Raw genomic sequence first — 20,966 nt, 5'->3', positions numbered from 1 at the left:
ATTCCCGGTCCGGGTTTCGGAATGTGATCTCACATGACGGACGGTTCGCGTTCGAGGGGCGGACCTGGCAGGTAGAAGACGGTCGGTGTGCCGGTCCGCGGATGGGGGATGACCTCGGCTTCCACTCCGTACACCGCCCTGAGCAGGGCAGACGTGAGGACGTCGGCGGGCGTGCCTTCGGCGACGACACGTCCGCGCTCCAGCACGACGAGACGGTCGCAATAGGCGGCCGCGAGGTTGAGGTCGTGCAGGGCGAGCAGGTTGGTGGTGCCCAACTCGCGTACGAGGCGCAGGACTTCCAGCTGGTAGCGGATGTCGAGGTGGTTGGTGGGCTCGTCCAGGACGAGCAGCGCCGGCTCCTGGACGAGTGCACGGGCGACGAGGGCGCGCTGGCGTTCGCCGCCGGAGAGGGTGGGGTACGGCCGGTCGGCCAGCCCGGCGATGCCGACCCGGGCCAGGGCGGCCTCGGTGCGGGCCCGGTCGGAGGCGTCGTCGCCCTCCCAGAAGCGTTTGTGCGGGGAGCGTCCGAGGGCGACGAGCTCGCGGACGGTCAGCTCGAACTCGGTGGCGCCCTCCTGCGGGACGACCCCGATCCGGCGTGCGCGCGCCTTGGGGCCGAGCGCGGTCAGGTCGTCGCCGTCGAGGAGGGCGCGGCCCGCGGTGGGGGTGAGGGTGCCGTAGACGCAGCGCAGGAGGGTGGTCTTGCCGCTGCCGTTGGGGCCGACGAGGCCGACGGTCTCGCCGGGGCGGGCGGTGAGGTCGGCGTCGTGCAGTCGAGTCCCGTACGAGAGTCGCCGGAGGCGCAGTTCGGTCATACCGGGCTCCCTTCGGCGCGGCGGCGCATGAGCCAGAGGAAGAACGGGCCGCCGGTGAGTGCGGTGAGGACGCCGACGGGGATGTCCTGGGGCGCGGCGACGGTACGGGCGGCGAGGTCGGCGAGGATCAGGGCGAGCGCGCCGCCGAGCGCGGAGACCGGCAGGAGGCGGCGGTGCGGTGCGCCGACGGCCATGCGGGCGGCGTGCGGGACCATCAGGCCGACGAAGCCGACGGCTCCGCTGACGGAGACCATGACGGCGGTGACGAGCGAGGCCAGGACGAAGACGGCGGCGCGGAAGCGGGCGGTGTCCAGGCCGAGGACGGTCGCGCCCTCCTCTCCGACGAGGAGCAGGTCGAGGGGGCGGGCGAGGGTGAGCAGGGCGGCGACGCCGAGGACGAGGACGGCGGTGGGCAGGGCGAGGGTGTCCCAGCGGGCGCTGCCGAGGCCGCCGAGGGACCAGAACATCGCTTCCTGGAAGTGTTCGGGGCGGCCCGCGAGGACGAGGAGCAGGGTGGTCAGCGCGGAGAGGATGTACGAGACGGCGACACCGGCGAGGACGAGCCGGGAGCCGGTCATCGTGGAGCCGCGGCGGGCGAGCGCGTAGACGAGGACCAGGGCGAGCAGGGCGCCGGCGAAGGCGCCTGCGGGCATGGCGACGGTGGTGGTGATCCCGCCGCCGACGCCGAGGACGAGCACGAGGACGGCCCCGGTGGACGCGCCGGAGGAGATCCCGAGGAGGAAGGGGTCGGCGAGGCGGTTGCGGACGAGGGCCTGGAGGACGGCGCCGACGACGGCGAGCCCGGCACCGACGACCGCGCCGAGCAGGACGCGCGGCAGACGGACGTCGAGCACGATCGTGCGGTACGGGGAGGGGGCGGCGCGGCCGGTGAGGATCTCGGCGACCGCGCCCACGGGTATCCGCACCGACCCGAGGGCGACCCCGGCGACGACGGCTGCCGCGAGGGCGGCGACCAGCCCTGCGAGGACGAGCAGGAACCGGCCGCGCCCGGCCGGCGCCGGAGCGGTCGGGGCCCGGCCCTCCGGGGCCGCCTCCCCTTCGGCTCCGGTGGCCGGGGGCGGGGACGAGGTGGTCGTCACCGGGTCGGGTGGAGCTGGGTGGCGAGCTTCTCGATCGCCGCGGGGACGCGGACGCCGAGGACGGCGTCGGAGAGCGGCAGTACGGCGAAGCGGCGGTTCTTGACCGCCGGGACGTCCTTGAGGGCCGGGTCGTCGAGGAGGCGCTTCTTCTTCTGTTCGACGGTCGTGGAGCCGTAGTCGTAGATGACGATCACCTCCGGCTTGCGGGCGACGACCTGCTCCCAGGTCGCGTCCCCGAAGGGCTTGCCGAGGTCGGCGAAGACGTTCCGTCCGCCCGCGAGGGTGATCAGCTCGTTGCCGATGCCCTTGCCTCCGGCGGTGAACGCGGTCTTGTCGCCGCTGTCGTAGACGAAGACCGGGACCGGGGCGACGCCGTCCAGCTTCTGCTCGGTCGCCGTGACCGTCTTCTTCGCCGCGGCCGTCCACCGCGTGCCGCGCTCGGGGACGCCGAAGGTCCGGGCCACCTCGTCGACCTCGCGGTACAGGTCGGCGAGGGAGGAGGCGCCGGAGGGGCAGTACTCCATGTTCAGGCGGGTGTTGACGCCCGCGGCCTTCAGGTCGTCCCGGGAGCGGCCGGCCTTGGCGTCGAAGGCGCTGGAGTAACCGCCGTAGACGAAGTCGGGGTTCGCGGCGAGCAGGGCCTCCTTGGAGGGGTACTCCTCGGCGATCACCGGCACCGAGTCGTACGCCTTCTTGTACGCGGGCAGGATCCGGTCGTCGAGGTAGGCCGTGCCGACGAGGGACTTCTCCAGGCCGAGGGCGAGCATGACCTCGGTGACGTGCTGATTCATGGTGACGGCCCGCTGCGGCGGGGCCTGGTACGTCGTCTTCGCACCGCAGTTGGAGACGGTGTACGGGAACCCCGGTGCGCCCTTGGCGGCGGGGGCGTCGTTCCCCGCGGGGGCCGCGCAGGCGGCGAGCAGCGGGACGAGGGCGGCGGCGGGCAGCAGGGTACGGCGGCGCCAGGTCATGGCGGACGAGCCTCCTCCGGGGATTTCCACGTCCCCAGTCGGTGGTGAGAGGCGGCAGGTCAGTTCCTGGCTTCCGGCCCCCGGAGGGGCCGGTCACAGTGGCGGGACCGTGCCGGATTCGCACCGGCTTCCTGGGTCCTGCCGCCCTGTTGGTCGCGTCAGTGTCTCAGACGTCGTACTCCTCGACGACCTTCACGTCCTCCTCGGTCACGACGCCCTCGACGATCCGGTAGGAGCGGAACTGGAAGGGGCCCGCGCCGTCGGTGTCGGCGGTGGAGACGAGGACGTAGTGCGCGCCGGGCTCGTTGGCGTACGAGATGTCGGTACGGGACGGGTAGGCCTCGGTGGCGGTGTGCGAGTGGTAGACGATCACGGGCTCCTCGTCCCGGTCGTCCATCTCGCGGTAGAGCTTGAGGAGGTCGGCGGAGTCGAACTCGTAGAACGTGGGCGAGCGCGCGGCGTTCAGCATCGGGATGAACCGCTCGGGGCGGCCGCTGCCGACGGGACCCGCGACCACGCCGCAGGCCTCGTCGGGGTGGTCCGCGCGGGAGTGCTCCACGATCTGGTCGTACAGGGCCCGGGTGATGGTCAGCATGTCCGACAGGATAAGCAGAGGGGCCGCCCCGTACCGAGGAGTGGTACGGAGCGGCCCGAATGCTGGACAGACCGGGTCAGGAGCGCTTGGCGAAGGCCGCGCCCTCCGGGTTGCGGGCCTTCAGGACCAGGTAGGCGACCGCGAGGATCAGGCCCCACAGCGGCGCGCAGTAGAGCGAGATCCGGGCGTCCTTGTCGATGCCCATCAGCACGATGACCATGCCGATGAAGGCGAGGGCGAAGAGGCTGCACCAGATGCCGCCGGGCGCCTTGAAGGACGACTGGGGCAGCTCGCCGCGGTCGGCCTTGAGGCGGAAGCGGACCTGGCAGACCAGGATCATGATCCAGGCCCACATGCCGGAGATGGTGGCGAAGGAGACGACGTAGTTGAAGGCGTCGCCGGGCCACTGGTAGTTGATCCAGACGCCGACCATCATCAGGCCGGCCGAGAACGAGGTGCCGACGAGCGGCAGACCGTTCTTGGTGAGCTTGGTGAAGAACTTCGGGCCCTGGCCGTTGAGCGCGAGGTCGCGCAGCATGCGGCCGGTGGAGTACATGCCCGAGTTGCAGGAGGAGAGCGCGGCGGTCAGGACGACGAAGTTCACGATCGCGGCGCCGACGCCGAGGCCCATCTTCTCGAAGGCCGCGACGAACGGGGAGACGCCCGGCTGGAAGTGGGTCCACGGGACGACCGACAGGATCATGATCAGCGCGCCGACGTAGAAGACGGCGATGCGCCACGGCACGGTGTTGATGGCCTTGGGCAGGACGGTCTTCGGGTCCTTGGACTCGCCCGCCGTGACACCGACCAGCTCGACGGCGAGGAAGGCGAACATGACCATCTGCAGGGTCATCAGGGTGGAGCCGATGCCCTTGGGGAAGAAGCCGCCCTCGGACCACAGCAGGGTCATGGAGGCGGTGTCACCGGCGTCGGAGAAGCCGATGGTGAGGATGCCGGCGCAGATGAGGATCATGCCGACAATCGCGGTGACCTTGACCATCGAGAACCAGAACTCGAGCTCGCCGAAGAGCTTGACGGAGATCAGGTTCGCGAGGAACAGCACGACCGTGAAGATCAGGGCGAACACCCATTGCGGCTGATTGAGGATGCCGTCGGTGTTCTTGGTCCAGTACTGCATGTACTCGGACGCGGCGGTCACTTCGGTGATGCCCGTGACGACCCAGAAGAGCCAGTACGTCCAGCCGGTCACGAAGCCCGCGAAGGGGCCGATGAACTCCCGTGCGTACTCCGAGAAGGAGCCGGACACGGGGCGGTACATGAGGAGCTCGCCGAGCGCCCGCATGATGAAGAAGATGACGAGGCCCGCGATGGCGTACGCGAGGATCAGGCTGGGCCCCGCCTTGGAGATGCCCTTGCCCGCGCCCAGGAAGAGGCCCGTGCCGATGGCGCCGCCGATCGCGATCATCTGGATCTGGCGGGCGCCGAGTGCCCGGTGATAACCCTCGCCGTCGGCGGAGTCCGCGGCCTCACTGCCGTCGTGCTGCTTGTCGACCTGCACTGAGGTCATGGTGGTGCGCCTTTCTCCATGCTGTTCCGCGCCGACTGCGTCTGGCTGCGGATCAGGTCCTGATCCCCCCGGATATGGATGGAGTGCTACCGGCGGTCAGCCGGCCGAAGCGCCCCCGGGAACAGGGGTGGCGTCCCCGGGCGGTCGTGAAGATTTATCACGGGGGAAACAGTGATCGAGGAGGGTCGATGTGGCGCACACCACATGAAAAAGCGGACGAAAGCCACTCAAGAGGACCAGTGAGAAGTCTTCTTTGACGTATTCGTTATGCGGATTTGAGTGTCCGCTGAGCGAACGACGTCCTACCGGCCGGTATCGGTGCGGCGGGTATCAGGCTCCGGACATCAGCGTCTCGACGAGTGACTCCTGAAGCGCGCCCAGCCAGAGGTATGCCATCACCATCGGCTTGCGCGGGTCGGAGTCGGGCAGCCGGTACAGCTCACCGCTCTCGTCCTCGTCGGTGACCTCGAGGCGGGTCCCGATGGTCAGCCGGAGGTCGTTGAGCGCGCCGAGCCAGGAGCGGGACTCGTCGGGGGTGAGCTTGAGGACCGCACCGCCCTCGTCGCCCGAGGCCAGCCCGTCGAGGCTGCGGATCACCGCGAGGGCGTCCTGCCGCTTGCGGGCGCGCAGGTCGTTCTCCGTATAGCGGCGGAAGTCGGCGGCGGCCGCACGCAGCTCCTCGTCCTCGTCCCCGTACGCGTCGGGGAAGAGGCGCTTGAGCGCCGGGTCGCTCGGGGGCTCGCTCGGGCCCTCGGCGAAGAGGGCGGCGAGCGGGTCTTCGCCCTCGACGGGCTCGTCGCCCGGTCCGATCAGCTCCATGAGCTGGACGGCGAGGGAGCGGAGGATGGAGATCTCGACCTCGTCGAGCGCGACGGCGGCGCCACCGCCGGGCAGGACCTCGAAGCGTCCGGCCATCAGCCGCGGTCCTGGGTGAGGGTCGCCCACAGCCCGTAGCCGTGCATCGCCTGCACGTCCCGCTCCATCTCCTCGCGCGTCCCGCTGGAGACCACCGCGCGGCCCTTGTTGTGCACGTCGAGCATCAGCTTGTGCGCCTTGTCCTTGGAGTAACCGAAGTACGCCTGGAAGACGTAGGTCACATAGCTCATCAGATTGACCGGATCGTTGTGGACGAGAGTCACCCACGGCACGTCGGGCTCGACGACGGCAAAGGTCTCTTCGGCCGATTCGGTGCGTTCGATCTCAATAGGCGCGACGCTCACTTACCCCATGCTGCCACCTCAGGTGGGGCGTCGCACAAACGGGTCAGCCCGCGCGGCGAGAAATCGTCAGAGTGACGATTTCTGCGGTAGCATCGCTGACATGAACGCTGCGGACCTTGGGCTGCCGGTGGACGTGCCGTCGACCGCGCTCTTCACCGACCAGTACGAGCTGACCATGCTGCAGGCGGCCCTCAGGGCCGGCACCGCCGACCGGCGCTCCGTCTTCGAGGTCTTCACCCGCCGGCTGCCCGAGGGGCGGCGCTACGGAGTGGTGGCCGGCATCGGACGGGTCCTCGACGCGGTGGAGAACTTCCGCTTCGACGCCGACGTGCTCGGCTTCCTGCGGGAGCAGGGCATCGTCGACGAACCGACGCTGGCCTATCTGGCCGGCTACCGCTTCTCGGGCGACATCTGGGGCTACCCCGAGGGCGAGGTGTACTTCCCCGGCTCCCCGATCCTGCGCGTCGAGGGCTCCTTCGCCGAGTGCGTGCTCCTGGAGACCGTGATCCTGTCGATCCTCAACCACGACTCGGCCATCGCGGCGGCGGCCTCCCGGATGTCGGGCGCGGCCGGCGGCCGGCGGCTGATCGAGATGGGCGCCCGGCGCACCCACGAGCTGGCGGCCGTCGCCTCGTCGCGGGCGGCCTACGTCGGCGGCTTCGACTCCACCTCGGACCTGGCGGCCGGTTTCCGCTACGGCATCCCGACCGTCGGGACCTCCGCGCACGCCTTCACCCTTCTGCACGACAGCGAGCGGGACGCCTTCCAGGCCCAGGTCACGTCGCTGGGGCGCGGTACGACGCTGCTCGTCGACACCTACGACGTGGCCGAGGCCGTCCGCACCGCCGTCGAGGTGGCCGGCACGGAGCTCGGAGCCGTACGGATCGACTCCGGGGACCTGCTGCTCGTGGCCCACCGGGTCCGGGCGCAGCTCGACGAACTGGGCGCCACGGACACCAAGATCGTGGTCACCTCGGACCTGGACGAGTACGCCATCGCGTCGCTGGCGGCGGCGCCGGTCGACGCGTACGGGGTGGGCACGCAGCTCGTCACCGGCAGCGGTCACCCGACCTGCTCGATGGTCTACAAGCTGGTCGCCCGCGCCCAGTCGGCGGACCCGAAGGCTCCGCTGACGGCGGTGGCGAAGAAGTCGGTCGGCGGCAAGGCGTCGGTCGGCGGCCGCAAGTGGGCGGCGCGGCGGGTGGACGCGGAGGGCGTGGCCGAGGCCGAGGTCCTCGGCACCGGACCGGTGCCCGCCTCACTCGCCGGCCGTCAGCTCCTCGTGGAGCTGGTCAAGGGCGGCGACGTCGTGGCCCGGGAGCCGCTGGAGGCGGCGCGGGCCCGGCACATCACGGCGCGGGGCGCGCTGCCGATGTCGGCGATCCAGCTCTCCCGGGGCGAGCCGGTGCTGCCGACCGAGTACGTGTAACACCCTGCGAGGCCCCCTCCCGAAGGGAGGGGGAAGTCTCTAGGCTCGATGCCGTTCCCCGTGTCGACACCCCACCGTTCCCCCCGCCGGCCCACCGAAGGACACCCGCCATGCACCGCGCATTGATCGTCGTGGACGTTCAGAACGACTTCTGCGAGGGCGGCAGCCTCGCGGTGGCGGGGGGAGCGGACGTCGCCGCCGCCATCACCGACCTGGTCGGCGAGGCGGCGGGCGCGGCGTACCAGCACGTGGTGGCCACCCGCGACCACCACGTCGCCCCGGGGGACCACTTCTCCGACACCCCCGACTACGTGACGTCCTGGCCGGTGCACTGCGTCGCCGGCACGGAGGGCGTGGGCTTCCACCCGAACTTCGCGCCCGCGGTCGCCTCCGGCGCGATCGACGCGGTCTTCGACAAGGGGGCGTACGACGCGGCGTACAGCGGCTTCGAGGGGCGCGACGAGAACGGCGTCGCGCTCGCCGAGTGGCTGCGCACGCACGAGGTGACCGAGGTCGACGTGGTGGGCATCGCGACGGACCACTGCGTACGGGCGACGGCGCTGGACTCGGCGCGCGAGGGCTTCCGTACGCAGGTCCTCCTCGACCTCACGGCGGGCGTCGCGAAGGAGACGACGGAGCGGGCCCTGGAGGAGCTGCGCGGCGCGGGTGTCGAGCTCACGGGCAAGCCCGTCGTCTAGCCCGACACCCGGGCGGGCGCGCGTGCCCGCCCGGGGCCCGGGGGCCGTGGTCCGTCGCCCAGCGGCCCGTGGGCCGTGGGCCAGGAGGCCGTGGGCTAGGAGGCCGTGGGCTAGGAGGCCGTGGGCAGGGTCCGTATCGAGTGCCACAGCTCCTGGGTCGCGCTCGTCGTGGAGCGCCACAGGAGGCCGTCCGGATGGTGGAGGACGGCCGTGATCTCGTCGGGCGTCGGGGGTTCCGCGTTGCCCCGGAGGTAGACCGCCCTCAGGCCGAGGTTCCGCAGCCGGGTCAGGGCGCGGGCGCGGTTGGCGGCGTGGACCAGGAAGCGGACCGTGGCTCCGTCGCCCGCCGGGCTCGGCAGCCCTATCGCGACGACGACGCTACCGCCTGGCAACTTGCAGAAACCTCCACCGGGCATGCCGGAACCACTCCCCCTGTGCGTTTACTGTCAATAAGAACTTGGTCAGAGGCACCTAAACACGATCGGCCGTCGCCCGCTAGAGGGCGACGGCCGATCATGCTTTGACCTGCGGCGATGCAGATTACTTCTGCGACGGACCCACCTGGACGGTCATCGTCTGGCCATCCTTCGGCTCCTTGACGACCGCGATCTTGGTGTTGGTGTCAGTTACCTGGACACCGGCGCGCTCGGTCTGGGTGTACCAGTAGGTACCCCGCCGGTCGTCGAAGACCGGGACGCCGGGCTGCGACTTCACCCACGCCGGCACGCCCGCCTTGTGCAGCCGGATCGCGTCGGTGCGGTAGGTGCCGAACGTCGAGTCGTACGCCTGGACGCGGTTGCGCATCAGGGTGCCGTCGGCGTTCTTCAGCGGCGTCGGGTGCGCGTCGATCGGAAGGATCAGACCCTGGCCGGGGTGGACGGCCGTGTTGTTGTCCTTCTGCGACGTGTCCCACTGCCAGATGAGCAGACCGTTCTGGTACGGGTAGTGCTCGACCCAGCTCGCCTTGTCGCCCGTGAACCCGAAGTTGTACGGGCCGACCTTGAGGGTCGCGTCGTACGAGACGTACTGGCGGTTCTCCGCGAGGTAGTACTGCTCGTACTCCTTCGTGAAGCCCTTGCCGATCCGCGAGAAGCCCTTCGCCGTCCAGCCGTTGTCGCCGTTCTCGACGTTGTCCGAGAAGACGGTGGCACCGTCGGCGGTCAGCGTGATGGCGTCGGCCGCGAAGCCCTTGCCGCCGGCGCCGCCGTCCGTCTGGTAGCGGAAGCGGAGGTCGAACTTCTTGCCCGCGTAGGCGTCGAGCGGGAAGACGAGCGGCTTGTACGCGCCCGAGACGTCGGTCAGCGCCGGGGCGCCGCTCGCGTCGCGGGGCAGCGGCTTGCCGTCCACCGTGCCGTCGACGGCGGTCCAGTTGGCGCCGCCGTCGGTGGACACCTCGGTGTAGAGGTAGTCGTAGTCCAGCTCGATGTCGTACCAGCCCTTGAGCTCCAGGGTGGCCTTCGACTTGCCGGTCAGGTCGACGGAGCGGGTCAGGGTGTTCTTGAGGTCGTCACCCATGTCGCTCCACCACTGCGTGGCACCCTCGGCGGGCGCGACGACATCGGTGGTGACCTTCTTCTTCGGCAGCTCGACGACGAGCGCCTGGGGGTTCTTGGTGTTGTACTCGGCCACGCCCAGCTTGTGGGTGGACTTCGTACCGCGCTGCTCGTTGCTCACCTTGGTGTAGTTGAGCCAGCCGAGCTGCAGCTTGTCCCAGGCGTTCATGTCGCCGGGCAGGTCGCCGATGGAGTCCTTGCCCCGGCCGAGCCAGGAGCCGGAGGACATCAGGGACCAGAAACCGGTCGAGTTCTCGGCGCCGGCCTTGCCCGAGGTGTCGTACAGGTCGGGCAGACCGAGGTCGTGACCGTACTCGTGGGCGAAGACGCCGAGGCCGCCGTTCTCGGGCTGCATCGTGTAGTCGCCGACCCAGACGCCGGTGTTGCCGACCTGCGTGCCGCCGGACCTGTTGTTCGCCGGTCCGGTCTTGCCCGCGTCCGTGCCGTACGCGTACCAGCGGTGGGCCCACAGGGCGTCGCCGCCCTGGACGCCGCCGCCCGCCGACTCGTCCTCGCCCGCGTGGACGATCTGGAAGTGGTCGATGTAGCCGTCGGCCTCGTTGAAGTTGCCGTCGGCGTCGAAGTCGTACCGGTCCCACTGGTCGTACTGCGCGATGTCGGCCTTGATCTGGGCGTCGGTGCGGCCCTTGGCCTTCTGGTCCGCGGTCCACGCGGTGACACCGTCACGGACGGCGTCCCAGACGTTGGCGCAGTTGCTGTTGCCGCAGTAGTTCGAGCCGTAACGGGCCTCGTTGTACTCGACCTTGACCCAGTCCGAGACGCCGCCCTCGACCGAGTACCGGCCGGAGGAGGTCTTCTCGTAGTAGGTCTTCAGGGACTCCTTCGGCTGGCCGGTCTTCTTGTCCTTGCCGGTGCCGAAGTACAGGTCCTGGAAGTGCTGCTGGTTGTAGTCCTTCTGCCAGGCCGTCGAGTTGTCCTTCGAGCGGTCCGGCTGGGCTATCTGGTTGTGCAGCGGACCGGGCGTGCCGCCGAACTTCGGCTTCGGCTCGTCCGTGTCGTCGTCGGCGCGGTCGACCAGGGTGGTGTTGTCCACCTTGTCGCCGAACTCGACGAGGATCGTGAAGATCTTGTCGGTCTTCTCCCGGCCCAGCTCGACGTACTTCTTGCTGTCGAGCTTGACGACCTGGGAGCCCCCGCGGCGCTCTACCTTGCTCTCGCCGCTCAGGACCTGCTCAAGAGCCGCCTTGCGCTGCTGCTCCTGCTGCTTGCTGTACGGGCCCTCGAGATCGTGGTCGACCGCCGTCTTGTCGACGCCGGCCCCCTGGGCCGGGTCCTGGCGCTCGATCGAGGCCGGTGCGCCCGGACCCCTGTCGTCGGCGAAAGCGAAGGTCGAGGCGCTGGCGGCGGTGGCCGCGAGCGCCACGACGACTGCGGACGCTCTGATCGCCCGTCGTCTGTTGGTCACTTGATGATTCCTCCCCGGCGCCCGCGACCGCGCGGACCGAGGGTGGGGTGTCCGCGGGCGGGGTCGCGCGTCACAAGTGACGACATTCGACCGGAGTTACGAGAGAAAAGACAGACCTTGACTTGAACAGGCCAACTGCACTATGCAGGAGTCGTTTTCCGCTATCCGGACGGCAACCGGGCGCACCGGAAGAGGTCGTTGGGGAGAACGGTGACTCCATGCGCCCCCCGTGCACCCACACCGTGGGTTAGGTCACGCTTACTACCCGTTTCGCTCGGGCATCCACCACCGTAGAGTCGCTCGGTAGTGCGACCCGCCGATGCTTCGAGGGACGGTACCCGTCATGCTGCGTCCGAACGCCGCACAGCTCGCCTACGGTTCGGCCACCGTCGTCTTCTCGACCGTCGCCCTGCTGCTGCTGTCCCGCACGACGAACACGCTGGGGATCGTCGTCATCAGCGCCGCCGGGCTGCTGCTCGGGCTGCTGGTCACGGTGATGATGCCGGTCCACCGCAAGCCCGCCGCCCCGGCACCCGTGCCACCGCTCCCCCGGACCGACGAGATCCGGGTACCGGCCGTCCGCGTGGGCGCGGGGGCCGATTCCCGGATCGGTACGTGACGCCGGCGCCGTAGCTGCCGTAGCTGCCGTAGCTACTGGGGGACCGACACCACCACGGTCTTCGCCGCCTTGTCGTGCAGGCCCTGCTTGTAGGGCTTGTCGACCAGGATCAGGATGAGCAGGAGCAGCGGCCACAGGCAGGCGCAGCAGATCAGCGCGGGCAGCCAGAGCACGACCGCGCGGATCAGCGAGGCGTTCGTCGGCGGTGTGGAGCCGTCGTTGAGCATCGCTACGCGCAGCTTCAGCCACTTCTTGCCGAGCGTCTGTCCGCTGTTCGCCACCATGAGGGTGTCGTAGGCGACGAACGCCACGATGGTGATGAGCTGGAAGACGAGACCGCTGCCCGTGCTGGTCGCCGTGATGGTGTCACCGAAGTCGTCGCCGTCGGTGGCCCGGTCGTAGATGTTGAACGGGATGCCGATGAGGGCGAGCGGGATGGCGACGATCAGCCAGTCGATGATCCGGGCGAGGATGCGCTTGCCGGAGTCGGCGAGCGGCGGCATCCCGGCCAGCGGATCCGCACCCCCGTAGCCGCCTGCGCCGCCGTAGGGCTGGGACCCGTACGGCGGGGGCGGCGGCGGCATGTTGTCGTACGGAGAGCCGGGCGGCGGACCCCCGGGAGGCGGACCTCCCGGGGGCGGACCCCCCGGGGGCGGACCCTCGGGAGGAGGACCACCCGGCGGCGGCCCTTCGGGGGGCGGCGGCTGACCTCCGCTCCCGTACGGAGAGCCCCCCGACGGCGGCGAGGGCTCCTGCGGCTTCTTGACGAACGGGTCGTCCTCGGGCGGCTGGCCGGGCGTCGGCTGGTCGTTGCTCATGGGGGCAGTGCATCCCGCGTGGCAGGGCCCCGCAATCGATCGCCGACCGTTCGGGGGACCGCCGTACGGGTCCCCGGCGGGCGAGGGCTAGCCCGCCACGAAGGTGTGGGCCGCCTTGTCGTGCCAGCACTGGCGCCACGGGCGGTCGAACAGACACCACAGGACGTTCAGGACACCGAGGACGAGGAGTCCGAGCACGCTGTAGACGAGCCAGCGGCGCAGGGCCGCGCCGAACGTCGGCGGCTCGTGCGCCTCGATGTCCCGCACCTGGAGACCACAGAGCTTCTTGCCGAGCGTGCGGCCCCACTTGGCCGTGGGCAGCGCCTCGTACAGCACGCCGAGGACGAGGAGGGCGCCGAGCGCGATCCCGAAGTTGAGCGAGGTGGTGCCGTCGAGCAGCCAGACCTGGACGGTGACGCCGGACTGCTTGGCCGCCTCGATCTTGGCGTCGATGTGGTCGAGCGCCGCCGTGACGAAGGGGAAGGACGCGCCGCCGACGAGCGCGCCGAGGACGAGGGTGTCGATGAACCGGGCCACCAGGCGCTTGCCGAGTCCGGCCGGGCGGGCGGCGGCCTGGGCGCGGGCGCGCTGGAGGAACGGGTCCTCGACGGGCGGCTTCCAGGGCAGGACCGGCTGCTCCTGGTCGGCGGTCTGCGGGGTGTGCGGGGCCTGCTGCGCCTGCGGGGTCTGCTGGTGTGCCGCCGCGGGCTGTGCGAGCTGGTGGACCTGCTGGGGCCACGAGGGGGTGCCGCCGCCGGGACCCGCGGTGACGGGGGCGGGGTTCTGCGTCTGCGCCTGGGGCTGAGGCTGGGGCTGGGGCTGGGGCTGGCCGGGCACGTGCGGGAGCGGCGCCGGGGAGGGCTGCGCGGGCTGTGCCGCGCCTCCCTGCGGGGCCCTGAGGGCCTGCGGCCCCTGCGGGCTCTGGGCGTTCTGCGTGGAGGCCGGTGCGCCCTGCGGAGGGAGCGCACGGATCGTCATCGTGCCCTCCGGCACGGGCGCCTGGCCTTCCGCCTTCGCCTGCCGTACGCCCGGCAGCGCGCCGCCCGTGGGGTCGGCGGACGCCGGAGTCACCGGCATCCCGCCCAGCCGGGCCTGCGGACCGGCCGGCTTCGGCTCGGGGTCCGCGGTGCGGGCCGCGGCGACCCGGGGATCCTGCGCCGCCGGCTCGGTCTCGGGCGCGCCCCAGGAGACCTTGCGGTCCCGGTCGCCGCCGAAGCCGGTCTGCCGCGAGACGTCCGCCTGCCATGCCGAGGCCGGTTCGGGCTCGGGTGTGGGGGCGGGGGCGAGTGCGGGCTCCTCGTCGAGGAAGACCGGCCCCGTCTCCTCCACGGCGGGCACGGGGGCCTGCGACGAGACGACGGGCGGCTGCGAGGAGACCACGGGTGCCGGCGACGGGTTCGGAGCCAGGGCCGGACCCGGCGGCATCGCCGAGGCCGGGGCCGCCGGCGGGAGTTCACCCTCACGGGGGGCCGGCCTGCTCGTCCCGGGCACCCAGGCGCCCCCGTTCCAGTACCGGATGTATCCGGGAATGGAGGGGTCCGGGTAGTACCCGGCCTGCGGTACCTCCCCGCCGGCTCCAGGAGGAGTAGCCACTGCCCCGACTCCGTTCCGTGACGACGCTTCTACGACCTCGGACCCACGGGCCCAAGGAGGACAGTAACGAAGAACGGCGCCACAAGAACAAAGAGGCCGCGAGAAACCCGCCTTCGAGCGACATACCCACAGAACCCGCCACTCACCGTCACGCTCGGGCCGACGGTCCTCTCGGAGAACTCGCGAAAAAACTTCTCCGAAGTCGCGTAATGGCGGGCCGCCGTCGCGCTCTCTCCCTGTGCGGGCCCGCCCGGGGCCCCGTACAGGGAGAGGCCGTCAGCCATGCAGAACACCGAGAACACCGTCGTGGAGCGCGAGCTGGAGCTGAAGCTGGTGCTGTCGCCCGAGCGCTCCGTCCCCGTCCCGGCGCGGCTCGCCTACCGCACCGACGACCCGTACGCCGTGCACATCACGTTCCACGTCGGTTCGGAGTACCCCGTCAACTGGACGTTCGCCCGCGAGTTGCTCGTCGAGGGCGTCTTCCGGCCCTGCGGTCACGGCGACGTCCGGATCTGGCCCACGAAGGTCGACGACCGCAACGTCGTCCTCATGGCGCTCTCCTCGCCCGACGGCGACGCGCTCCTCGAGGCGCCCTCCGCGCAGGTCTCCGCCTGGCTGGAGCGGACCCTGCGCGCCGTCCCGCCTGGCACCGAGTCCGAGCAGCTCGGCATCGACGACGGGCTCGCCGAGCTGCTGGCCACCACCTCGGTCGCCGACGACCTCTGGCTGCGCGACCCGTGGCCCTCGGACGAGTCGCAGGACGGTGAGGCGTGAACGGGGCGGCGAAGAGATCAGAAGAGCTTTCCGGGGTTCAGGATGCCGAGCGGGTCGAAGGTCCGCTTGATGCCCTGCTGCAACTCCACCCCCACCGGCCCCAGCTCCTGCGCCAGCCAGTCCTTCTTCAGGGTGCCCACGCCGTGCTCGCCGGTGATCGTGCCGCCCAGGGCGAGCCCGAGCGCCATGATCTCGTCGAAGGACTCCCGCGCCCGCCGCGACTCGTCCTCGTCCGCGTGGTCGAAGCAGACCACGGGATGGGTGTTGCCGTCGCCCGCGTGCGCGCAGACGCCGATGGTCAGGTCGTACTTCTCGGCGATGGCGGCCGTGCCGTCGAGCATCGCGGCCAGTTTCGTACGCGGTACGCAGACGTCGTCGATCATCGTCGCCGACTTGATCGTCTCCAGGGCGGTCAGGGAGAGCCGGCGCGCCTGGAGGAGGAGTTCGGACTCGGCCGCGGACTCGGCCGGGACGACCTCGGTGGCCCCGGCCGCCCTGCACAGCTCGCCGACGGCGGCCAGATCGGCCGCGGGGTCCGGGGTGTCGAAGGCACACAGGAGCAGCGCCTCGGTGGTGTTCGGCAGCCCCATGTTCGCCATCGTGTTGACGGCGCGGATGGTGGTGCCGTCCATCAGCTCCAGCAGAGACGGCGTATGGCCGCGCTCCATGATGGCGCAGACGGCCTCGCAGGCGGCCGCCGAAGAGGGGAACTCGGCGGCGAGCGCGAGCTGCTGGGGCGGCTGCGGGCGGAGCGCGAGGGTCGCGCCGACGATGATGCCGAGGCTGCCCTCCGATCCGACGAAGAGCCGGGTCAGGTCGTATCCGGCGACGCCCTTGGCGGTGCGCCGGCCGGTGGAGAGCAGCCGCCCGTCGGCGAGGACGACGTCGAGACCGAGGACGTACTCCGCCGTCACCCCGTACTTCACGCAGCACAGACCGCCGGACGCGGTGCCGATGTTCCCGCCGATGGTGCACGACTCCCAGCTGGAGGGGTCCGGCGGGTAGGAGAGGCCGTACTCGTTGACCGCGCGGGACAGGACGGCGTTGACCACGCCGGGTTCCACGACCGCGATCCGGTCGACCGGGTTGATCTCCAGGATCCGGTCCATCCCGACCAGGGAGAGCACGATGCAGCCTTCGGAGGCGTTGGCGGCGCCGGACAGGCCGGTGCGCGCGCCCTGGGGGACGACCGGGACGCGCAGCGCGGTCGCGGTGCGCATGACGTGCTGGACCTGTTCGACGGTGCGCGGGAGCACGACGGCCGCGGGGGTACCGGCCGTGCAGAAGCTCGCCATGTCGTGGGTGTAGGAGGCGGTGACGTCCGGGTCGGTGATCAGCGCCTCTGCGGGCAGACCCGCGCGCAGGTCCGCATGGAGCCGCGTCAGAAGATCGTCCATGCGTCCAGCCTGGCACCCGGGGCCATCGGTGTGAACCCGCCGTCGTGGTCCTTCGTGTGCTCTTCGTACAGGCGCACAGTGAGCGGCATGAAGACGGAGAACGTGTCGAGAGCGGTCCTGGCCGCGGGGGTGGGTGCGGTGCTCGCGGCGACGGCGCTGCTGTACGCCCCCGATCTCGCACCCGGTCTGTTCGGCGACGGGGAGTCGGCCCCCGGTCCCGCGGAGCGCGCGGTGATCGCGGCGAACGCGGGGGCGCAGGCCTCGCTGCCCGACCTGGGAGCGCTGATCGGCGACCGTGAGCAGTGGCTGAAGGACCATCCGACGGACGAGGCGTCCTGGGCCGTGCTCGGGGCTGCGTACACCGAGCGCGGCACGCGGCTCGGCGACGCGACGTACTACCCGCGGGCGGAGAGCGCCCTGAAGCGTTCCCTGGAGGTACGGCCCGCCTCGCGCGGGAACCTCGACGCGCAGCTGGGGCTCGGCGCCCTGGCCAACGCGCGGGGCGACTGGCGGACGGCCAGGACCTGGGGCGAGGCGGTGCGCGCAAAGGCTCCGAAGCGCTGGCCGGTCTACCCGGTGCTGATCGACGCGTACAACGGCCTGGGCGACTACAAGGCGGCCCAGCAGGCCCTTTCGGCCCTGGAAGAGCTGCACTCGGGTGCGGCGGTGGCCACGCGCGTCGCGCAGGGGTACCGCAACCGGGGCTGGCGCGAGGACGCGGCGGTGGCGGCGCTCGACGCGGTGGCGCGGGCGGAGACCGGCGCGGAGAAGGCGGCGGCGTACGCGCGGCTCGGTGATCTGGCGTGGGAGCGGGGCGAGCCGGAGGAGGCGGTGACCGAGTACGGGTCGGCGCTGCGTCTCGTACGGGACCACGGGCCGTCGCTCGCGGGGCGGGCCCGGGCGCTCGCGGCGCTGGACCGCACGGACGAGGCGCTGCTCGACTACCGGGCGGCGCTCGCGCGGCTGCCCCGGCCGGAGTACGTCCTGGAGGCGGGCGAGCTCTACGAGTCGCTCGGGCTGGACGGCGAGGCGAAGACGCAGTACGAGCTGCTGCGGTCGCGCTCCTGGCCCGGCGGGGAGGTCGTCCTCGGCCTGTTCGAGGCGGACCACGGCGACGCGGCGGCGGCGGTGCGGATGCTGAGGGCGGAGTGGGCGCGGGGGCACCGGTCGGTGCAGATGGCGGACGCGCTGGGGTGGGCGCTCTTCCGGGCCGGGCAGCCGAAGGAGGCGCTGGAGTACGCGAAGAGGGCGACGGACGAGGGCCTGCGCAGCGCGCTCTTCTCGTACCACCGGGGGGAGATCGAGCGGGCGGTGCAGGAGCACGGACCGGCTCGCCGGCATCTGGCGGAGGCGCTGCGGATCAACCCGGAGTTCTCGCCGCTGCTGGCGCCGAGGGCGAGGCAGTCGGTCCAGGAGCTGGGCGACCCCCCGGACGAGCTCCCGGCCGAACTCCGCGAGGCCCCTCCGGAACCTCCGAAGACCTCGGACCCCGCGAACACCTCGGAACCCGCGAAGACGTCGGAGACCCCGAACGCCTCGGACCCCGCGCACACCTCGGAGACCCCGAAGACGTCGGAGACCCCGAAGGCCTCGGAGCCCCAGCCGGCCGCGGGAGCCACGGCGCCGCCGGCGGCGGACTAGACGGGGAGCCCGTGCCCGTTGTGGGCATTCGTTCCGCCGGGGCGGAACGGGTGGGCACCACGGAACGGCACCCCGTGCCGGGCCGAGGCCCCGGTCCCTACGGTGCCCACAAGTGGGGCGAAGTCGTGGGTTGTGCCCACGCTCCCCCGCCCAGCGGGACGAGTGCCGCCACGGGGCGAGGAACGCTCCGGCGCCAACCCCGCGGGCGCCGGAGCGTGCCGGCGGCCCCGGGCGATACCCGGGTGCTCATGGAGACGGGCCCGGGGCAGACACCCGCCCGGGCCCGCCGGTCTTCGCGGACTACAGGTTCCCGCGCTTCTCCTGCTCCCGCTCGATCGCCTCGAACAGCGCCTTGAAGTTGCCCTTGCCGAAGCCCATCGAGCCGTGACGCTCGATCATCTCGAAGAAGACGGTCGGACGGTCCTGGACCGGCTTCGTGAAGATCTGCAGCAGGTACCCGTCCTCGTCGCGGTCGACGAGGATCTTCAGCTCGCGCAGGGTCTCGACCGGCACCCGCGTCTCGCCGGCCCACTCGCCGAGCGTGTCGTAGTACGAGTCCGGGGTGTCGAGGAACTGGACACCGGCGGCGCGCATGGAGCGGACCGTGGCGACGATGTCGTTGGTGGCCAGCGCGATGTGCTGGACGCCCGCGCCGCCGTAGAACTCCAGGTACTCGTCGATCTGCGACTTCTTCTTCGCGATCGCCGGCTCGTTGATCGGGAACTTCACCTTGAGGGTGCCGTCCGCGACGACCTTCGACATCAGGGCCGAGTACTCGGTCGCGATGTCGTCGCCCACGAACTCCTTCATGTTCGTGAAGCCCATGACGTTGTTGTAGAAGCCGACCCAGTCGTTCATCTTGCCGAGCTCGACGTTGCCGACGCAGTGGTCGATGGCCTGGAAGGTGCGCTTGGCCGGCGGCTCGACGATCGGGGAGGCGGCGACGAAGCCCGGCAGGTAGGGGCCGTCGTAGCCGGAGCGCTCGACGAGGGTGTGGCGGGTCTGGCCGTACGTCGCGATGGCGGCGAGGACGACGGTGCCGTTCTCGTCCTTCACCTCGTACGGCTCGGTGATGCCGGTGGCGCCGTGCTCGACGGCGTAGGCGTACGCGGCGCGCGCGTCGGGCACCTCGATCGCCAGGTCGACGACGCCGTCACCGTGCTCGGCGACGTGCTCGACGAGGAAGCGGCCCCAGTCGGTGGACGCCTTGATGACGGAGGTGAACACGAAGCGGGCGGCGCCGTTCGTCAGGACGTAGCTGGCGGTCTCGCGGCTGCCGTTCTCCGGTCCGGAGTAGGCGACGAGCTTCATGCCGAAGGCCGTGGAGTAGTAGTGCGCGGCCTGCTTGGCATTGCCGACGGCGAAGACGACCGCGTCCATTCCCTTCACGGGGAAGGGGTCGGCCTGCCGCGCCGTGGAAGGGGTGTGATCGATGGTCTCAGTCATGACGGCAGAGTCCCGCCGATCGGCAAGCTGCGCAATAGTTCGCCGGGCAGCTGGGCAATCTGTACAGCCGCAGTTCAGTATGGCCGGGAGACTTGTACAGGATGACCATGAGGAGACCTCTGTGGCGATCGATCATCTGGACGGCCGGCTGATCGTGCTGCTCGCACGCGAGCCGCGGATCGGGGTGCTGGAGGCGTCGCGCCGGCTGGGCGTGGCGCGCGGCACGGTGCAGGCACGCCTGGACCGCCTGCAGGCACAGGGGGTGATCCGCGGCTTCGGCCCGCAGGTCGACCCGGCGGCGCTCGGCTATCCGGTGACCGCGTTCGCGACGCTGGAGATCAAGCAGGGGCAGGGGCCGGACGTACGGGAGCACCTGGCGACCGTGCCAGAGGTGCTGGAGCTGCACACGACGACGGGGCACGGCGACATGCTCTGCCGGCTGGTGGCGCGCTCCAACGCGGACCTCCAGCGGGTGATCGACCGGGTCGTCGGCATCGAGGGGATCGTCCGGGCCTCCACGGCGATCGTGATGGAGAACCCCGTACCGCTGCGGATCATCCCGCTGGTGGAGCAGGCGGCGGAGGACGGGCCGCTGTAGCCCTCCCCCTCACCTTCCGCCCACCTTCCGCTCGCTCCCCGACTTCCGAAGAAAGACTTCCAAAGAATTAGTTGCAAAGAACTCCTTGCAACTACTTCTTTGCAACTCTACGGTGGAGCCATGCCCGAGCCCGAGAAGCCCGCAGAGCCCGAGAAGCCCGCGGAGCCCGCGAAACCCCGGAGCCGCACACTCGACCCGCGCTCGCTGCGCGGGCTGGCCCACCCGCTCCGGATCCAGCTGCTGCGCGCCCTGCGCCACCACGGACCCGCCACCGCCTCCCAACTCGCCGAGCGGCTCGGCGAGTCCAGCGGGGCGACCAGCTACCACCTCCGCCAGCTCGCGGCGCACGGCTTCGTCGCGGACGACCCGACGCTCGGCAAGGGCCGGGAGCGGTGGTGGAAGGCGGCCGTGCAGGGCACGACGTTCGACGAGTCGCTGTACCACGACCCCGACCCCGAGGTCCGGGGCGCCGTGGAGGTCTACCTCCACGAGATCGCGACCATCCACACCCAGGAGCTCAACACCTGGCTCGGCACCCGGCAGGAATGGGACGAGAGCTGGCTCGGCGCTTCCGACATGAGCGACTTCACCCTCCGCCTTCCGCCGGAACGGCTGCGCGAACTCAGCCAGAAGATCCACGAGTTGATCGGCTCCTACAGCGAGGCCGCCGGTCCCGACACCCCGGGCGCCGCCCGCGTACGGATGCACCTGCACGCGTTCCCCCAGTACGAGAACTGAGACCGAG

The 20,966-nt window shown here is 70.9% G+C and carries 20 protein-coding genes and 1 riboswitch; of the genes, 7 read left to right on the top strand and 13 right to left on the bottom strand.

The features are described 5' to 3' along the window. Positions 1–29: 29 nt before the first annotated feature. The 7 genes from ACFVGW_RS11370 to clpS all read right to left on the bottom strand — a co-directional run bounded on the left by ACFVGW_RS11370 (position 30) and on the right by clpS (position 6,229). Complete coding sequence (locus ACFVGW_RS11370; protein WP_385851786.1) at positions 30–815, bottom strand: ABC transporter ATP-binding protein; 786 nt, start codon at positions 813–815, stop codon at positions 30–32. Continuing rightward, positions 812–1,810, bottom strand: a complete 999-nt coding sequence (locus ACFVGW_RS11365) for a FecCD family ABC transporter permease (RefSeq protein WP_385851991.1) — start codon at positions 1,808–1,810, stop codon at positions 812–814. The genes ACFVGW_RS11370 and ACFVGW_RS11365 overlap by 4 nt, the downstream gene beginning before the upstream one ends. A gap of 101 nt (positions 1,811–1,911) precedes the next feature. After that, positions 1,912–2,886 (bottom strand): ABC transporter substrate-binding protein, encoded by a 975-nt coding sequence (locus ACFVGW_RS11360; RefSeq protein WP_385851785.1) that lies wholly within the window; start codon positions 2,884–2,886, stop codon positions 1,912–1,914. Positions 2,887–2,946: 60 nt separating this feature from the next. Next, positions 2,947–3,020, bottom strand: a riboswitch (cobalamin riboswitch). A gap of 32 nt (positions 3,021–3,052) precedes the next feature. Further along, positions 3,053–3,481, bottom strand: coding sequence for a Mov34/MPN/PAD-1 family protein (locus ACFVGW_RS11355; RefSeq protein WP_383164522.1), 429 nt, complete (start codon positions 3,479–3,481; stop codon positions 3,053–3,055). Between the two features lie 76 nt (positions 3,482–3,557). Continuing rightward, positions 3,558–5,009 (bottom strand): amino acid permease, encoded by a 1,452-nt coding sequence (locus tag ACFVGW_RS11350; protein ID WP_352187449.1) that lies wholly within the window; start codon positions 5,007–5,009, stop codon positions 3,558–3,560. 330 nt (positions 5,010–5,339) lie between these two features. Next, positions 5,340–5,924, bottom strand: coding sequence for a DUF2017 domain-containing protein (locus ACFVGW_RS11345; protein WP_385851784.1), 585 nt, complete (start codon positions 5,922–5,924; stop codon positions 5,340–5,342). Next, complete coding sequence (gene clpS / locus ACFVGW_RS11340) at positions 5,924–6,229, bottom strand: ATP-dependent Clp protease adapter ClpS (RefSeq protein ID WP_352187447.1); 306 nt, start codon at positions 6,227–6,229, stop codon at positions 5,924–5,926. The genes ACFVGW_RS11345 and clpS overlap by 1 nt, the downstream gene beginning before the upstream one ends. 100 nt (positions 6,230–6,329) lie before the next feature. On the opposite strand from clpS, the gene ACFVGW_RS11335 reads away from it, so the two are divergent. Both ACFVGW_RS11335 and ACFVGW_RS11330 read left to right on the top strand, forming a co-directional pair. After that, entirely contained in the window at positions 6,330–7,658 is a 1,329-nt protein-coding gene (locus tag ACFVGW_RS11335; RefSeq protein ID WP_385851783.1) for a nicotinate phosphoribosyltransferase, read from the top strand. Positions 7,659–7,768: 110 nt separating this feature from the next. Beyond that, positions 7,769–8,356, top strand: a complete 588-nt coding sequence (locus ACFVGW_RS11330; RefSeq protein ID WP_352187445.1) for an isochorismatase family protein — start codon at positions 7,769–7,771, stop codon at positions 8,354–8,356. A 110-nt stretch (positions 8,357–8,466) separates the two neighbouring features. On the opposite strand, the gene ACFVGW_RS11325 is transcribed toward ACFVGW_RS11330, so the two are convergent. Both ACFVGW_RS11325 and ACFVGW_RS11320 read right to left on the bottom strand, forming a co-directional pair. Continuing rightward, the gene (locus ACFVGW_RS11325; protein WP_361439488.1) at positions 8,467–8,772 is read right to left on the bottom strand and encodes a hypothetical protein; all 306 of its coding nucleotides are present in this window, start codon (positions 8,770–8,772) and stop codon (positions 8,467–8,469) included. 124 nt (positions 8,773–8,896) lie between these two features. After that, on the bottom strand, positions 8,897–11,335 hold the full coding sequence (locus ACFVGW_RS11320; protein ID WP_385851782.1) for an immune inhibitor A domain-containing protein: 2,439 nt from the start codon (positions 11,333–11,335) through the stop codon (positions 8,897–8,899). A 343-nt stretch (positions 11,336–11,678) separates the two neighbouring features. Here ACFVGW_RS11320 and ACFVGW_RS11315 point away from each other — a divergent pair, with 343 nt between their 5' ends. After that, complete coding sequence (locus ACFVGW_RS11315) at positions 11,679–11,954, top strand: hypothetical protein (RefSeq protein WP_385851781.1); 276 nt, start codon at positions 11,679–11,681, stop codon at positions 11,952–11,954. Positions 11,955–11,986: 32 nt separating this feature from the next. Here the strand turns inward: ACFVGW_RS11315 and ACFVGW_RS11310 are convergent, their stop codons facing one another. Together ACFVGW_RS11310 and ACFVGW_RS11305 are read right to left on the bottom strand one after the other, a co-directional pair. After that, positions 11,987–12,772 (bottom strand): RDD family protein, encoded by a 786-nt coding sequence (locus ACFVGW_RS11310; protein WP_385851780.1) that lies wholly within the window; start codon positions 12,770–12,772, stop codon positions 11,987–11,989. 87 nt (positions 12,773–12,859) lie between these two features. After that, positions 12,860–14,365 (bottom strand): RDD family protein, encoded by a 1,506-nt coding sequence (locus ACFVGW_RS11305; protein ID WP_385851779.1) that lies wholly within the window; start codon positions 14,363–14,365, stop codon positions 12,860–12,862. Positions 14,366–14,647: 282 nt separating this feature from the next. Between ACFVGW_RS11305 and ACFVGW_RS11300 the strand changes: the two genes are divergently transcribed. Further along, entirely contained in the window at positions 14,648–15,139 is a 492-nt protein-coding gene (locus tag ACFVGW_RS11300) for an SsgA family sporulation/cell division regulator (RefSeq protein ID WP_385851778.1), read from the top strand. Between the two features lie 17 nt (positions 15,140–15,156). Here the strand turns inward: ACFVGW_RS11300 and ACFVGW_RS11295 are convergent, their stop codons facing one another. Beyond that, on the bottom strand, positions 15,157–16,536 hold the full coding sequence (locus ACFVGW_RS11295) for an FAD-binding oxidoreductase (RefSeq protein ID WP_385851777.1): 1,380 nt from the start codon (positions 16,534–16,536) through the stop codon (positions 15,157–15,159). 87 nt (positions 16,537–16,623) lie between these two features. On the opposite strand from ACFVGW_RS11295, the gene ACFVGW_RS11290 reads away from it, so the two are divergent. After that, the gene (locus ACFVGW_RS11290; RefSeq protein WP_385851776.1) at positions 16,624–18,177 is read left to right on the top strand and encodes a tetratricopeptide repeat protein; all 1,554 of its coding nucleotides are present in this window, start codon (positions 16,624–16,626) and stop codon (positions 18,175–18,177) included. Positions 18,178–18,477: 300 nt separating this feature from the next. Here the strand turns inward: ACFVGW_RS11290 and hppD are convergent, their stop codons facing one another. Then, complete coding sequence (gene hppD / locus ACFVGW_RS11285; protein ID WP_383227981.1) at positions 18,478–19,623, bottom strand: 4-hydroxyphenylpyruvate dioxygenase; 1,146 nt, start codon at positions 19,621–19,623, stop codon at positions 18,478–18,480. Positions 19,624–19,744: 121 nt separating this feature from the next. On the opposite strand from hppD, the gene ACFVGW_RS11280 reads away from it, so the two are divergent. Both ACFVGW_RS11280 and ACFVGW_RS11275 read left to right on the top strand, forming a co-directional pair. Beyond that, a complete protein-coding gene (locus ACFVGW_RS11280) occupies positions 19,745–20,221 on the top strand; it encodes an Lrp/AsnC family transcriptional regulator (RefSeq protein ID WP_383227978.1) in 477 nt (158 codons plus the stop codon). 120 nt (positions 20,222–20,341) lie between these two features. Next, entirely contained in the window at positions 20,342–20,959 is a 618-nt protein-coding gene (locus ACFVGW_RS11275) for an ArsR/SmtB family transcription factor (protein ID WP_385851775.1), read from the top strand. The last annotated feature ends 7 nt before the right edge of the window (positions 20,960–20,966 follow it).

It is taken from the genome of Streptomyces sp. NPDC127129 (assembly GCF_042671585.1).
Lineage (GTDB): Bacteria > Actinomycetota > Actinomycetes > Streptomycetales > Streptomycetaceae > Streptomyces.
This window is presented reverse-complemented; position numbering and strand designations above follow the sequence as displayed.